The 15,717-nt window shown below is 48.9% G+C and carries 11 protein-coding genes and 2 pseudogenes; 7 read left to right on the forward strand and 6 right to left on the reverse strand.

Annotated features, from left to right (window positions below):
• Positions 1-120 precede the first annotated feature (120 nt).
• Together ACIDITHRIX25_RS78240 and tnpB are read left to right on the forward strand one after the other, a co-directional pair.
• Positions 121-686 (forward strand): annotated as a pseudogene (locus tag ACIDITHRIX25_RS78240) (IS607 family transposase).
• Positions 683-2,288, forward strand: a pseudogene (tnpB, locus tag ACIDITHRIX25_RS78250) (IS607 family element RNA-guided endonuclease TnpB). Before ACIDITHRIX25_RS78240 ends, tnpB begins: the two co-directional pseudogenes overlap by 4 nt.
• 123 nt (positions 2,289-2,411) lie before the next feature.
• Here tnpB and ACIDITHRIX25_RS78255 read toward each other — a convergent pair.
• The 4 genes from ACIDITHRIX25_RS78255 to nadC form a co-directional block, all read right to left on the reverse strand.
• On the reverse strand, positions 2,412-5,018 hold the full coding sequence (locus tag ACIDITHRIX25_RS78255; protein ID WP_052605361.1) for a pyridoxal phosphate-dependent decarboxylase family protein: 2,607 nt from the start codon (positions 5,016-5,018) through the stop codon (positions 2,412-2,414).
• Positions 5,019-5,275: 257 nt separating this feature from the next.
• Positions 5,276-6,775, reverse strand: coding sequence for an L-aspartate oxidase (locus ACIDITHRIX25_RS78260; RefSeq protein WP_200891222.1), 1,500 nt, complete (start codon positions 6,773-6,775; stop codon positions 5,276-5,278).
• A gap of 7 nt (positions 6,776-6,782) precedes the next feature.
• Entirely contained in the window at positions 6,783-7,706 is a 924-nt protein-coding gene (gene nadA / locus ACIDITHRIX25_RS78265; RefSeq protein WP_052605362.1) for a quinolinate synthase NadA, read from the reverse strand.
• Between the two features lie 129 nt (positions 7,707-7,835).
• Positions 7,836-8,675 carry a carboxylating nicotinate-nucleotide diphosphorylase gene (nadC, locus tag ACIDITHRIX25_RS78270; protein WP_201733212.1) on the reverse strand — a complete coding sequence of 280 codons (840 nt, stop codon included), beginning with the start codon at positions 8,673-8,675 and terminating at the stop codon, positions 7,836-7,838.
• 539 nt (positions 8,676-9,214) lie between these two features.
• Here nadC and ACIDITHRIX25_RS78275 point away from each other — a divergent pair.
• Positions 9,215-10,603: an FtsW/RodA/SpoVE family cell cycle protein gene (locus tag ACIDITHRIX25_RS78275; RefSeq protein ID WP_201733213.1), complete on the forward strand. Its 1,389-nt coding sequence runs from the start codon at positions 9,215-9,217 to the stop codon at positions 10,601-10,603.
• 744 nt (positions 10,604-11,347) lie between these two features.
• On the opposite strand, the gene ACIDITHRIX25_RS000000104415 is transcribed toward ACIDITHRIX25_RS78275, so the two are convergent.
• The gene (locus tag ACIDITHRIX25_RS000000104415; RefSeq protein WP_201733214.1) at positions 11,348-11,617 is read right to left on the reverse strand and encodes an integrase core domain-containing protein; all 270 of its coding nucleotides are present in this window, start codon (positions 11,615-11,617) and stop codon (positions 11,348-11,350) included.
• Positions 11,618-11,842: 225 nt separating this feature from the next.
• Positions 11,843-12,151: a helix-turn-helix domain-containing protein gene (locus ACIDITHRIX25_RS000000104420; RefSeq protein ID WP_201733589.1), complete on the reverse strand. Its 309-nt coding sequence runs from the start codon at positions 12,149-12,151 to the stop codon at positions 11,843-11,845.
• Positions 12,152-13,362: 1,211 nt separating this feature from the next.
• On the opposite strand from ACIDITHRIX25_RS000000104420, the gene ACIDITHRIX25_RS78280 reads away from it, so the two are divergent.
• The 4 genes from ACIDITHRIX25_RS78280 to ACIDITHRIX25_RS78295 all read left to right on the forward strand — a co-directional run bounded on the left by ACIDITHRIX25_RS78280 (position 13,363) and on the right by ACIDITHRIX25_RS78295 (position 15,648).
• On the forward strand, positions 13,363-13,485 hold the full coding sequence (locus ACIDITHRIX25_RS78280) for a PIN domain-containing protein (protein WP_201733215.1): 123 nt from the start codon (positions 13,363-13,365) through the stop codon (positions 13,483-13,485).
• A gap of 314 nt (positions 13,486-13,799) precedes the next feature.
• Complete coding sequence (locus tag ACIDITHRIX25_RS78285; protein ID WP_201733216.1) at positions 13,800-14,816, forward strand: hypothetical protein; 1,017 nt, start codon at positions 13,800-13,802, stop codon at positions 14,814-14,816.
• A complete protein-coding gene (locus ACIDITHRIX25_RS78290; RefSeq protein ID WP_052604193.1) occupies positions 14,803-14,985 on the forward strand; it encodes a hypothetical protein in 183 nt (60 codons plus the stop codon). The genes ACIDITHRIX25_RS78285 and ACIDITHRIX25_RS78290 overlap by 14 nt, the downstream gene beginning before the upstream one ends.
• Before the next feature lie 33 nt (positions 14,986-15,018).
• Positions 15,019-15,648: a hypothetical protein gene (locus tag ACIDITHRIX25_RS78295; RefSeq protein WP_201733217.1), complete on the forward strand. Its 630-nt coding sequence runs from the start codon at positions 15,019-15,021 to the stop codon at positions 15,646-15,648.
• Positions 15,649-15,717: the final 69 nt, after the last annotated feature.

Below are 15,717 nucleotides of genomic sequence, written 5' to 3' on the forward strand. Positions count from 1 at the left end.
ACAAGCAATGGTAATTACAAGGGGAAAATACAGAAAAGCTAGTGAATGGTTTGCGATGAAACTTCAAATTAAAGACAGGGTTGCAACAGTTGACGCAGAGATGTTCCATAACGATATGTAATGAACTTGCGTGAGTGGGCGCTGTCCCAAGGTATACATCCTCAAACGGCATATAAGCGGTATCGTGCCGGTACTCTGCCTGTCCCTGCGCTAAAGTAGGGCAACTCATATTGGTGGGAGATCTAGAGTCTCAACCGTCCGTATCTAAGTCTGCCGTCATATATGCACGAGTGTCTTCTGCAGATCAAAAATCAGACTTAGATCGCCAGGTTGCCAGAGTTCTCACTTGGGCTACAGAGCACGGGTACTCAATAGATCGCGTAGTAACCGAAGTTGGTTCGGCACTTCGCAGACATAGGCGAAAGTTTCTGTCGTTACTTAAAGACCCAACAGTAGACACGATTCTGCTACAGCACAGATACCGCTTCTGCCGGTTTGGAGCTGAATATATAGAGGCTGCACTTGAGGCTCAGTCCAGGAAATTGGTTGTGGTAGATCCAGCCGAGGTAGACGATGACTTAGTGCGTGATGTCACGGAACTACTCACGTCTTTGTGTGCTCGGTTATACGGTCGCAGTTCGGCTGCTAACAAAGCTCAGCGTGCTATTGATGCGGTGTGCTCATGATCGCGATAATGCGGACAAAAGCACAGGCTCAAAGAGTATCCGATCTCACCGGAGGTAAGGTTCTTCTTGACGAAGGTAACCCAACAAGGAAAGTATCGCTCACCGGAGATTTCGAGCAATACCGAGATGAGTTAGAGTCAGTCAGCGTACTATTTGCAGTTATGTGACGATACCGGCGAGAAGGTTCCGACTGGTTGGACGGTCACAGGGGCTTCGTTTGAGGTCGAGTGGCCAAAAGACCCGCAGTCAGCCTCTCTTGTCTGGTCTCACTTCGGAGCCAGAAGAGTCGCCTACAACTGGGCACTAGCCAAAGTCAAGTCGGATATGGATGCCAAGAGAACAGACGTAAGCTACCCATCCACACCGTGGACTCTTGAGGCTCTTCCTAAACGGTGGAACCAGGAGAAGAACGAGGTCGCGCCCTGGTGGGGAGATAACTCCAAAGAGGCGTATGCCTCTGGTATAGCTGACCTAGTTCGCGCGCTATCTAACTGGTCTAGCTCTAAACACGGCAGACGAAAGGGTAGAAAGGTCGGCTTCCCGAAGTTCAAGTCTAAGAGAAAAGACCGCAACAGAGTACGTTTTACGACTGGCACTATGGGTTTTGAGGACGATCATCGAACAATCGTGCTGCCGATGATAGGTGCGCTACGCTCTATGGAGAACACGCGCAGAATACAGCGTCACCTAGCTAAGAACAATGCTCGTCTACTCAAGCGCACTCTATCACAGAGATGGGGTCGGTTGTTCGTCTCCTGCCAGCTCGCGATCAAGACAAGCGTAGTTACTCCACCGTCTGCAACTATGTCCAAGAAAGACCCGCGCGCCGGTGTCGATCTAGGACTAAGGTCACTTGCTACTATCGCAGACAGCAATGGCGGCATAACAGCTATTCCTAACCCCGCTCCGCTCAGAGCTACCATGAATGAGCGTCGTAGGGTTGGGCGCAATCTCACCCGACGGATACCCGGATCACACGGTCACAGGCAAGCGAAAGCCAAGCTTGTCAAGTTAGACCGTAAAGCCGTATACGTCCGTCGTGAAAGTATCCATCAGTTAACCTGTTACCTGGTGGATAACTACAGCGAAGTTAAGATTGAAGACCTTAACATCGCTGCCATGGGTCGAAGTATGGGAAGACGGGCATTGCGCCGTTCGGTATCTGATGCCGGACTCGGAGCCTTCAAACCAACGCTTACCTATAAGGCGATAAGTGCCGGAGTCAAGGTAGTCGTTGTAGATCGCTTCTTTCCCTCGTCGCAAATCCACCACAACTGCACAGGCAGACTCACGGGTGCAAAGCTCGCAAAGAGACTTATCTGTGATACTTGTCATGTTGAGGTGGATCGAGATGAGAATGCTTCATTGAATATCCGTGACTGGTCGGTTATCAGTTGTGGGCCAGTTGGGTCCAGCGCCCTGCCCGTTCCCAGGCCATTTGGTACAGGCGGCAGTTGCGACGATGGGATGACTCATCATCGCAAGAGAGAACGTAAGACCGCTAGCAATACTGGCGGTGCTCAAAGAGGCAAGAACGACCCTCGGGCGAGTGAGAATGAAGCCCGAAGGAAGAACCTTGAAAAAGGTGCATCTAGTGAGTAGACTCACCATTTATCATTCAGATGCAACGGACTGCTAGCCATCAATCAATAGGGCTTTCGCGCCAGCATTTAATTCACAGAACTAAGTTCGCCTTTTAGCCCCGAGGCCACCAAAGTCGATCAATTACCCAAGAGGCATTTGGATAAGTTTTTCCGTCTCCATCTGAGCCACTCGGCTAAACTCCAGAATAAATTCTCGAAGAATCTCTACTCGTCGTCGCTTAGCTAAAGTTATTAGGTAGGGATTCATAACGGTCGAACGCAAAACCACTACCCCACTTCGGCGATACGATGCCTCGCCATCAGTGATTCCGGCCGCCTCAATAAAAGTTCTCATCGTCGGGTAGCTATAGGCTGGTTGGGCAAAGGTCGTCTTGGAGAGAAAGAAGGGTTGCGAGTAGCTGTACTCCCTTTCACCATGTTCAGCCTGTATTGAAAAATGCTTATAGACCCGATTTGTAAGATCGCACATACCCTCTAAAGTACGATCCCCCTTGGCTCTAACCCCAAAGATAATAATATTTGTATCTGGCGGCTTGGATTTGCCATCTTCCCTTGCATAAGTGAGCACCTCAAAGTCTCGTCGAATCCCTGTGGCGTCTAGCGCTTCATTTAAATTCGACAGCCATTCAAAGAGTTCCCTTGCTGCGAGCCACGACGATCGCACGATCTTGCCATGATTTAGCCGATCCAATGGAATCAACTCAGTATTTAGCCAAAGAGCGGTAGCTGGGAAGCTGGGGCGTGAACCCTCGAGAGTGTAGGGGGCAAAGGCCTCGGTTGCTATCAACCCTACCTTGGCCCGATCTCCCGGCTTGGCCGTCTCGACGAGATGTCTTGGAGGTAGGTGTAATATTCTTGCATCTGCAACCGAAGTAATATAAGGCGCTTTTTGTCTAACCAGTAGTCTGACCCAGTCATTTCGAAATGCTACTGCACCGCATGGGTAATTCACATACCCCATCTTGTGGGGATCTACGGTGACAGAATCCGCTAGTGCAATTGCATCTATCGCCCCAACGATCGCGCTATCTGAAAAGGCCACCTCAACCGACTTGTGAAAGTGAGCTTCCCTCCTTCTCTCGTAGTCGAAGTTAGAGAGAACAAGCTCAATCTCTCCCGAAAGATCGCTAACCATCTCACTAGAAGCGCAACTACCCAAGTCATCTGGAGGCAACGCAGTTCCTTTGGAGTCAGCGTCACCATCTCTCAATTGATTGACAACCGATAAGAGCAAGTCCAGCGCAGTTGCAACCGAACTTAGTTCCCGACCAGCCAAGGCCTCTAATGCAGAGGATGAGTAGTGCAAGAACAAGACGTCGCTATCACCTTCGCCAAATAAAAGATCATCTAGTGCTTGGATTAAACGAACGACCTTCTCGACAAAATGATCTGTTATTGTCGGCTTGACCTCATCAACTTCGAACACCAATAACTCGAACTCGCCATCTAATAATTCCAAAGACGCTATTGAAACCAAAGAGTTCAAATCGTCGATCACGCGCTCAGAGGCCGCCTTGATGAGCAAAGTCCTAAAGAACCCTCCCCAGGCAGCGTCCACATGTACCCAAAAACTGATGCCCTTTGTTTGCATTCTTTGTCGCAACTCAATAATCTTATCGACAGGGTCTATCGCACCCTCTTCTGTCGTACCAGCAATTCCAATTACACAAAGCGGAATTCGCCCCTTTTTGGTCGCGTCTAGAATCTTCAACTCAAGGTCGTTGATATCTAAACGAAAGGTCGAATTCATCTCAACTGGGACCAAACAGTCCTTGCCAAGGCCCAAGAGATCAAGCGCCTTTGAGATTGAGTAGTGGGCTGCTCCAGAGACAAAGATCGCAGGCGGGAAGTCAACTAAGCAACGCGCCATCCCATTAGCAAGGCTGTACTTGGAATCACTCTCCAAAAAGCGCCATGCCATATCAGCAATTTCATTATCTGATGGGCCATCCTGGCCTCGGGGAGAGCCCATCTTTTGCTTTATCGCCTCTAAATATCTAGAGATCAAAGCCAATGACTCACTAGGTTCGATATTGAGCAGCTCTTGAGGGTCAACCTCAGAAATATTTCGCATGCCAACAAGGCCATCTTCGCCGATGACGTTAACTTTGAGTTCGAGAGCCCGCGCGATTGCGGTATCACGCACCGATAGCGGAAAATACTTTACAGCTCGAGCCACCCAAAGCGATTCGATATTGGCGACAGTTCCCCCGGAAGTCAAATGACACCAAGCATATTCAAATGAGAGCATCTTGTGATATTCGTCCAAAGAAGCTTGGGTGACGACCCGAGGTGGATCGGGAGGAGGGGTAAATCCTATCATTCCAAGCAGCCGATTACAGGCGTCAATCTCATATTCAAGAGTCACTGCTCCGGTCTCAGAGGTGACGTTGTTTGAGTTGTACAAAAGACCAGCAAGAGAACCGACCAGGGCGGGAATAGTGGTCTCTCCCTGTTGGTGAGCTATATAACGAGGAGAATAAAATGGGAAACTCCGTCGTAGTCGCCCTAGCATCTCACTCAAACGCTCTTGAAGATCACTCCGTTCGTCGATGAAATCATGCGCCTCGGACGGGGAGATAACCGTGGGATCTGACGGATAGTAGTTGCGCCTCCAGTGAAAATAATCATCCAAGACCGTCCCGAAAAGTTCCTTTATAAACTGCGAGTTTTCACCCTTTGGACCTGGAAAATACGCGAGAAAATTCTCCTTTGAAATCTCTGACATTCAGCCATACCCCCACAAAACCATTCAAATATGCAAGCTCTAGAAAACTCTAATAGCATATGGAGTCCCATTCGGATACGAACGATAATATTTTTAAGATCTCAGCGCAATTTTCGACCACCAGAGACGAAAATGAAAACCTTTACCAAGATACCAAAGATATGGTGGCTGGTAAAGCGAGAATTTACCGCCGAAGATTTCTAATTATACGACTTTATCTTTCTATTGTGACGATCCCAAAGACACCAATGAGTTGGTTAAATTCCAAATGGAACTAAAGAGATTGAATCCTTAGTTTGATCGACATGAAATGCAATACTGGAGAGATGATCGAAATCCTCTCGATAATGAGCACCTCGAGATTCCTGTCTTGCCAGCGCACCCGAAAGGACTAACTTTCCTACCTCTAGCAGATTCAGGGTCTCCACCTCACTTGGAAGTGAGGTTTCAAATGACTCAAAAAGGTTCAACCGTCTCCTGCCGTCTTGAATTTCAACGCCATTTCTCAAAACCGATGCACAGGAGGTCATAATCTGTTGAATCTGAGGACGCAAATAAAGGTCAAGACCGCCAACAAAAGGAGGGGCATCATCACAATGCCCGGGAACCTCGAGTTCCTTTAGAGCTGTTCTAGCTGCCCTTGCACCCATTACCAGCCCCTCTAACAGTGAATTTGACGCTAGGCGATTCGCACCGTGCAGTCCAGTGCTTGCGACTTCTCCTGCAGCAAACAAGCCAGCAACGGTAGTTCTTCCGTGACTATCGGTGCTTACTCCACCCATTTGATAGTGGGCAGCAGGCGAAATCGGCACTGGCGACGACAGAGGGTTTAATCCAAGGTCAACACAAGAGGCATAGACCGTAGGGAATGAGTTCGCAAGGTCTCCCACTGGACGCAGGTCTAAAAAGACACCACCACTTGAGCGCTCTTCATTGATTACTGCACGCGCAACAACATCACGAGGTGCCAATTCACCCAAAGGGTCGTAACGAGTCATAAAGCGCTCACCATTTTTGTTGAGCAATATGGCACCTTCGCCTCGGCAAGCCTCAGAGATAAGAGAACCATCCATAAGTGCCGTAGGGTGAAACTGAGCTAATTCGATATTTCTGATGGTGGCGCCTGCCTTCAATGCAAGCACTATGCCATCACCAGTTGCCTCTGGGGGATTTGTTGTAACGGAAAAGAGCTGGCCTGAGCCACCTGTGGCAAGGACTACCGAGGCTGCAGTAATCTTTATCAACTCTTGATTAGGACCAAAAGCCCAAGCGCCCATGACAGACTCGTCCTCTGCCGCTCTCAGACCAACGACAAAGTGGCGCTCTAGCGAGGTTATTCGGCCAATAAGTTTGCTATGCAAAAATTTCAAGAGGAAGAGACCAGAACGATCGCCTCCGATATGCTTGACTCTCGGTCGTGAATGTCCACCTTCTAGTGCCAGCTCAGGGTCAAAGTCCATACCCAACTCCTTGAGTAGCGCCAGATGTTCCAGAGATTCACCAAGAATCTCCCGCGTTACCGTCGGGTCACTCAAGCCACGACCAGCACGAAGGGTATCCTCGAGGTGCGACGGAATATCATCTCGGCCATCAGGGAACGCAATACCGCCTTGGGCCCATTGAGTGGATCCAGAGACAAGTTCGGTCTTCGTAACAAGCATCACCCTAGCGCCCATCGAAGAGGCCAGCAAAGCTCCATAGGCTCCCGCTACGCCACTTCCAATAATCAAAAGGTCAGTTTCAATCTCTTCAAACACAGACTGACTAACCAATTGAGATCATGGCTTCGATTGCCCCTAGTGCAGCCCTTGCGATCTCCTCGTCCACCGACACAACATATTTGTCCTCGACCAAAGAGTCATATATCTTTTCAAGGGTGATCATCTTCATATATTGACAGATAGCACTTTCTTTGACGGGTAAAAACTTTTTACCTGGCGCCATCTTGTTCAACCGATGAATGATACCGACTTCCGTAGCAATCACAAATTCTGTCCGGTCGGACGCCTTAGCGTAGGTCACCATCCCTTCAGTTGAAAGCATTTTGGCATCGGGCTTCAAGTACAGACAAGAGCTTCCACAGGAGCATTCAGGGTGTATCAAAAACTCGGCGTCTGGATGCGCTTCAAGAGTCTCGCGAATCTCTTTATCTCCAATTCCGCCATGCACGTGACATTCTCCCATCCAAACGTGCATCTTGATGCCAGTGACACGCTCTACGTGAGCTCCAAGAAACATATCAGGCAGAAAAAATATCGGTCGAGTTGCATCTAAAGATTGCACAACTGCAACAGCGTTAGCGCTAGTTACGCAGACATCGGCCAGGGCCTTTACCTCTGCGGATGTATTGACATAAGCAACCACTTGCCCGTTAGGATTTTCATCCCGCCACTCCTGGACGTCCTTTGCGCTTATCGTGTCAGCCAAAGAACATCCAGCATCTAAATCTGGAATCAATACCGTCTTTTTAGGATTCAAAATCGCGGCGGTTTCGGCCATAAAGTGAACGCCAGCAAAGACAATGATGTCGGCCGAAGTGTTGGCCGCCACTCGGGAAAGGCCAAGTGAATCTCCTACAAAGTCTGCCACATCCTGAACTTCGGGACGTTCGTATGAATGAGCTAGGATAACTGCATTCCGCTTCTTCTTCAACTCCATAATCTCTTGCGAGAGATCAATGCTCAACATAATTCGCTCCCTATGCCTTAAGCACATGCGGTTGTAGTCATTAAGACTAGTACCTATCGATAATCATACACCAAGCAAGCTTTACCTTGCCATTCGCTTAGGATCCATTGTTGGTATGCACTATTGCTGCTATGAGATATCCAATGAGATGTCGATCGCATTTGCGGAGTGAGTCAGGGCACCTACTGAGATCAAATCAACGCCGGTACGGGACACTTGAGCAATCCGACTCAACACCATATTTCCGCTAGCCTCGACCAGGACTCTGCCTGCAACGATTCGAACTGCTTCCTCTGTAGATCTATCGTCCATATTATCCAACAAGACTCCATCAGCTCCGCTTTCAAGAGCCTCTTGAAGCTCGTCCAAATTAGAGACTTCAACCTCGACTTTTAGATAATGAGGCGCATTTGCCTTGGCAGCCATCGTAGCTGCTCGCACTGATCCCAAGGATTCGATGTGGTTATCTTTGATTAAGATCCCATCGAATAGGCCAAACCTGTGATTCACGCCACCACCAACTTTGACCGCATACTTCTCCAAATACCTAAGACCAGGAGTGGTCTTGCGAGAATCGGCGATCTTCGCCTTTGTCCCACGAGCCTCTGCCACAAAAGTAGATGTCATAGTAGAGATTCCGCTCAATCTTTGAATTAGATTCAAAGATAACCTCTCGCTAGCCAAGATAGATCGAAGATTTCCCCTGACCCGGGCGAGCACTTCACCATTGCGAACATGGCTACCTTCGTCAACTTCCAATTCAAAGAAGACATCTGAATCGATAGTTCGAAAGATCTCTCGGGCGATCGGCAGGCCTGAAATAATCGCGTCGCCTTTAGAGACGAATACAGCCTCGCCAGATCTCTCATTAGGAATGGTGAGTATTGACGTAATGTCACCTGCTCCTAGATCCTCTTCGATCCATCGAGATATATCACCGCGTAAGTGGCGAAAGTCTAATTGCGTCATTCAAACGACTCCAGTTCAATTCTGTCTTGGGGCGCCAACTGCTTTTTGCCTAAGATTGAATTCATCCTAGACGTCAACTAGGATCCCTCAAATAAATAGTGAAAACCAGGCAAAAAATTAGCCCGGCGCATAATGCAAGTCTTTTTATAGATTTCTATCAGACAAAGCCCCCACTAAAAGATAGGGGCCTAGTTGCGACAAATTACCTATTACACCACCTGCAAAACGAGCTGGCTAATCTGAATTCGTATTCAGAAATCTTTTGCCTCCAATTTCCCTGCCCACGCCAGAAGAACCAGGCATTAAGGGATCTGATCTAGCAATGAAGACCAAACGTCTGTGGTGGCCAGAGGCGAAATAGTAGAGGTCAAAGTGCCAAAGATAGATTCGACCAAGGACATCGTCAAACCTTGGCAATGGTCATAACGTGGCCATAACTCGTGTTAGCTTGGAATCGTGTTATCATAGACGCCAACGGTTCGGAATAATTGCGCTAATTTATCACTGCGCTAACCTACACCCAGAAAAGGAGTCCGTTTTTGGGTTCAAGAATTGCCGCAATGGGGCAAATTCCACAACGAGCTAATGTCAAACGCTATACCCGGCAGCGAAAGAGCGAGCTCGGTATGCTGCTACTTGCATCTGGGATTACAATTCTTGCCTTTCTATTAGCATCGCTAGGCCTCAATTCCGCCCTACCCTCCAACCTGATCATCGTCCTAGTCGCCATGGTCGCATTGCCACTTGTTGTCCACATTGCAAATCTCTTTTTGGCACCCTATGCTGATCCAGCGCTGATGCCCATTGTCGCCCTCTTAAACGGTCTGGGCTACGTGATGATCGCACGTCTAGATCCACAAGAAGCACTTCTTCAAGGGGTTTGGGCCACTTTGGGCGTGATAGCCTATATTTCAACACTAATAATAGTAAATCGATCTGAAATTTTGGACCGATATAGATTCCTCCTGGCGCTTTCGGGACTGCTGCTATTAGTTCTGCCGCTAGCACCAGGAATAGGGCAAAATATAAATGGCGCCAGGTTGTGGATAAGACTGGGACCGGTCAGCTTTCAGCCTGTAGAAATTGCCAAGCTAAATCTCGCAATCTTTTTTGCCTCCTACTTCATTGAAAAACGCGACGTGTTGGGCGCCATGGGGAGTCGTTTGAGCCTCCGAGAATCGCTAAATATACGAATCTTAGGACCCATTGCCACTGCGTGGATTGCATCGCTTCTAGTCATGACTCTCGAGCGAGATGTTGGCTTTTCGTTGATGCTCTTTTTAGTCTTCATCATCACGATATGGATGGCGACTTCTAGAATTCGCTACCTCTTTGGTGGCAGCATTTTGTTTGTCCTTGGAGCGCTTGGCGCCTCTAATCTTTTTACACAGGTCAACGTAAGAGTAACTATCTGGATAGACCCATGGAAGTACGCCCAAGGAATAGGGTATCAGATCGTCCAGGCACAATATGCTCTGGCTGCAGGTGGGATCTCTGGTACCGGTCTCGGGAGGGGTCACCCCACAATCATTCCTGTTGTAACGTCAGACTTCATCTTTGCCGCTATCGGTGAAGAGATGGGGCTCTTGGGAACCAGCGCAATAGTGATGGCCTTCCTACTCATAGTTGGAATCGGAATCAGAGCCGCACTGCGAGCAAAGAGCCCTTTTGGCTCCCTAATCGCGGCTATCTTCACTATGATAATTGGTCTTCAATCGTTTTTCATAATGGGTGGAATCGTGCGGCTGCTACCCCTTACCGGAGTGACCTTACCATTTGTTGCCTATGGCGGATCATCGTTGATCTCAAATTACATTCTGATTTCGATCCTTATGAGAATTAGCGATGAAGGTAATCGCCCAGACGAGCTCGAAAATGAACTCAAATCCAGACGATCTTTACTTAGCCGCAGGGCCAAAACCGCATAGGCCAACCTTAAAGATTAACCCTTTGGGCCACGCCACTTCTTCCTAAATTCACCATAGGACTAAAAGGATCTAACTTAAAGTCAAGGTAGAAAGTACCCAGAACGACCGCGATCTGGCTCGGCCCAATCACCTTCAACGTCGTGGAGACAAATTGTGGCCAGAGATACCGTAGCCTGAGATATTGCAAGAATGCACCTGACCGACTAGGTGCAATGTATGGCAATTTTTTCTAGAACAATAACACTATCTCCCCAGGGCCTCTATTACCAACTTGGATTTGCGCTATCGTTATGAGTTGTCTGCATCATCAGGCATTGCAACAAATTGCATACATAGGTCCTGATATCTTTAAACATTCGCCTTGAAAGTCACCATGACTTTCCTAAACAAACGCACGGCATGATCCCCAAAATCCGCCTAAGCCTCATTCGGAACTTTAACTTTAATTTACAAAAGATCCCAAACCGTGTGTAGTCAATTGAACCAACGGGAGCGTAATCCCCTTCCGTAAGGGAGGGGTCAAGCGACCTCGTTCTTTCTTGGTCTCCCTGATTTACCTCTTGGGAGTTTCTGGTTTTCTATGTACTTCTTCACTTCCTCTAATGGGGACCCGCCACCAAGAAAATTAATCACGAACCATGCGGAATAGCAATTCTCAAAGTATGTTTAAAAACCTATTCAACACGAACGGAACATTGCTCATTACCACTAGCAATCGTCCACAACTCAATCAACCTTTCTTCCTCAAACCCTCACGAAACACGCCGGAGCGTACCAACCTCGTCGTTTATACGACTTGGTAAGCACCATTCGTTGGTCTTGTGCGGTGAGTTCTAGGAATCGTGTCGGAGATAGGTATCCAAGAGAGCTGTGACTTCTAAATTCATTGAAGTCATCGCTATAGATATCTAGCAGCGCTTGTCCTTCTTCGACGCTCTCGAATAGATCGCCGTTGAGAAATTCATCTCTTAATCTGGAATTGAAAGATTCAACTCTGACCCCATAAAGCTGCACTGGGCCATGGAGATACAGGTTCGGTAGGCATAAGGGTTACGCCCATTTCAATTGACCATTCCGAAAGAGCTTTCGAGATGAACTCTGGTCCGTTGTCACACCTTATTTAGATAGGATGACCTCGGCTTGCTACGATATCATCCAGGACGGCAATAACTCCTAGTGAATCGATCGATCTGGCTGTTATTGACGCTAGGGCTTCCCTCACAACCTAGGGCTTGAGTATTAATCAATGATACTAAAGGATCTTGATAGTACGAGTATCGGTTGTCTGGTCGAATTGAAAGTCAAGTGCCCATGAAACGTTTTTCTCCAGAGGAACGTGGTAGCCCATGGATTGTCGTGACTAGAAGATGCTTTACCAACGGTGGACTTCTTCTTATTTTTATAGGGTACCTTCAAGCCGGCTTGTCGCCAAAGAGACCTTACCTTTTTGATATTGACATGGTATCCCTTGTCTATGACGTAGCGATATGCTCTTTTGTAACCCTGAGCTTTGTGTTCTAGGGCAAACGTTCTTAGGAGTTGCGTGATCTCTTCGTCTAGATCTGCACTTTTGCGTTCAGGTGCTACGGTACGCTGCGTAGAACGATTTTGACCTGCTACTTTGCAGGCTCGTCTCTTTAGAAACCCCGAATCGTATCTGTAGTTTGTGAACTACCATACGACGACGATTCGGGGTTAGAAGTTTCTTATCGTCACCTCCTTAAGCATGGAGACATCAAGAGTTAGGTCAGCAACGATGCTCTTTAGGCAACGGTTCTTTAGACGACGGTTCTTTAGACGACGGTTCTTTAGATTCAAGTTCCTTGAGTAAGCTTTACTTTGGTTCCCTTCAATGCAGCGTAGGTACTCTTCCATCGGTGCCAGGTTGTCTCGGTAACTGCAGCGCCTTAGGGCTTTTATGGCAAAGCGGCAACTTCACTTATGGTTGCACCGTCATTTAGCATCTTGTCCCCTTCAGCGATCTTCTTGCGCACCTGCGCCCTGCTTACCTTGAGTAGAACGGGTATGCCTTTTGGACTTCACAATAATTTTCTCCATCTACATTATGGATACAAAGCTCACATTGGTAGCGGATCAATTAAATGGGGGCCTTCCAAACCTCCCGTTGTTTGATTAGAAAATTGTCTTTCGCTTTTCTGAGGATTACGGACAACTCTAAGCCAGGAGTAGCACAAAGGGTAACTGGTTCCGAAACTACGTATTGGAACCAAACCCCTTTATTTCGAGTCCAATAGAGCTAAAAACACAACTTTCAGATCCAATTACGGGACTGCTTATTTCTTTGGATCCAAAGAAACGCTCGAGGGGAGTTCTTGAATTCTAAGCAACCATTTTGAGTAAATGCGTTGCTGTCCAATACGCAAAAACGGTCATTTCACAATGGCCCCTGTGGTAGGTTAAAAGCACTGGTAAAGAGTTTTGGAATACTCACGAAGTGCGGCGACGGTTATCTGAGTAATTGTGGTGGTCGACGCGAGAGTGCTCATTGCAGAGTTGCTCCGCAGACGAGAACGTGACCTTTTTCGCCATCCGGAGTTGCACAGTGTCGTCGCTCAAGAGCAGTAGTAAGGGACTTGGCACCAACTACCAAAATGAGCAAGGAACATTGTCGAAGGTGGCCATTTGAGCCAATTGCAGGTCGACCTACTGTTGAGCCTCGTTGATGATCGTTTCTCTAGCCGCACCATTGACATCATTCCTTCGTCTGCATACGAGAAGAAGAAGGCAGTCGCACTTCGTTGAGTCCGCAAGATCCGCAGGATTGGGCTCCTGTCGCGCTAGCCATGACCATGGATGCTGGCATTCTTACACGTGACGGTGACTTCCTCGGATGCGGACTTCCGATATGGACGGTGGAGTAGTTGCACTTATCGAGTTGCTGGCCACCCTGGATAAGCTCGATAAATTCGCATATTTAGATCCACCAAAATAAGACGCTGCTGCTGCGGCTCCTCGAAACTTCAACTCAGACGATGGAGGCTATTCTGGGCTGATTTATCCAAACGAACTCGTTGCTATGTCTAACTTGAATCCGCTCAGTATTTGGAAGCTATCTAATCCGGCGATCTGTGCGGGCTCAGGTAGAAAGAGAATCGCGTTCAGAGAATACCGTTGTCGCTAATTTACTTCCCTATAACAGATATATCGGTGCAGCACCGATATATAGTTATATTCGATGAATAACATTAGAGCACATGATGGGCGGACGCCGCGGCTTGTTTCGGCATTGCGCGAAGTACTTCCTCGAGCTGTGACATTGAACGTATCTTCGATAAATGGCTCGGTTGCCACTGTAGCCGTTGGTTCTCGGGAGTTAAAGGTGCGATGGGTTGGAAGGGGTGGTCTTCCTCAGATTCGTGACGTCCTTCAATTTCAGGAACGGCCAGACGTGATCGTGGGTTCGGAGATCTCGCTCGCCGCTCGAGAGTTAGCCTCGCAAGCTGGTGTTGGCTGGGTTGATGAAACGGGAGCTGCTGAGATCGTAGTTGGGAACATCATTATTGCATTATCCGGGAATCGGCAAGCTAAGACCTACGAGCCGAGTTGGAGTCCGACGGTCCTCGGGGTTGCCGAGGCATTGCTCTGTGGCGTACCGGCTACGGTCACGGCAGTAGCGAAGGTGTCAAGGCATTCCACTAGTTCGATTGCAGAGGCGCTAGCCGTTCTTTCGAAGTGGGAGCTGCTCCAGACTAAAGCGTCGAGAGGCCCCCGTTCGGGGCGTCAGGTCGTCGATCCGGATCGTTTGTTGGATGAGTACGCAGACGCTGTGGCCCTGCAACGACCAAAGGCTGAGTTGCGTTGTGGGGTCCTGTGGAGAGACCCTCTGGTCACCGTCAGGGAGTTGGGCGAGCAATTTGATAACGCTGGTATTGCTTGGGCCGCGACGGGGGCGCTCGGAGCGGCGATGCTTGCCCCCTACCTGACTGAGATATCTGGAGGAGACCTCTATGTCGATGGCCGAAGAGAACTGGATCTTCGCAACGCTGCGCGTTTCGCGCACGTTGAGCCTATGGATGGTGGCAGGCTCATCCTCCGACCCTTTCCCACTCAATTCTCTAGACGAACTGCTGGTGAACGAGATGGCATACGCGTAGCCCCCTGGCCGCGGATATATGCCGACCTTCGCCATGTCGGAGTCCGGGGAGAGGAAGCGGCAGAACATTTGAAGGAGGTCCAGCGTGGCACTCGATGATCCTCCTCGCTCCAGAGCAGCTCGTCGTGCAGCCGAAGAAGCGCTGGTCCGAGTGGTGCACCACTATGGAGAGAACCCCGAGTTTGTCCTACTTGGCGGTTTAGTGCCCGATCTGCTCTGCTCAAAATCAGGAGTCATCCACGCCGGCACAACCGACGTCGACGTTTAAGTCGACCTTGAGATAGCAGCCGGCGCGACCAACATGTCCCGTCTCGAGCAGGCTCTCAGCAACGCAGAATTCACTCCCGACCCTCAGCGCGTCTGGCGATGGCAATCAGATGCAGATGGACAGAAGGCCGTCGTCAAGTTTGAACTGCTCGCTGATCTAGAGTATGCGCCGGCCGGCTCCTTGGTCAGCTTCGATGACTGCAAAGAACTCGGAGCGGCGAACCTTCGGGGTACCGGATTTGCAGCTCGCGATTTTTTACCTCGGACTATGAGCGCCCAGGTTGGCGGAAACCAATATTACGTTGATGTGAAAGTCACTGGCCTTGCCGGCTTTCTCTTGGCAAAGATCGCAGCCGCCTATGGGCGACGCAAGGAAAAGGATTGGTATGACATCGCCTTCGTGCTCCTACACAACGACCTAGGTGGGCCAGTGAAAGGAGCAGAACTTGTCGAAGCTCGGTTCGGAAGTGAGCTGGTCGGAGGTGTTCGAACTGCTATTGATGATCTTTACGCTAACTTTGCCAACACTGGCGCCCAAGGACCTGTAGCCTATGCATCTCAAATGATCATCGACCATCCGGAACTCGATGAGAAATCACTACGCGCTGATTCGGTAGTCGCAGTCCGAACTTTTTACACCCGCCTTAATTTAAGCGTTACGTAAATTGCGATTTTGCAATGAAGTTCTCGGCGCGCGCGTGGAAAAGCTCTTTCTGGAAATCTAAAAACTAGC

This window comes from Acidithrix sp. C25, from assembly GCF_904848545.2.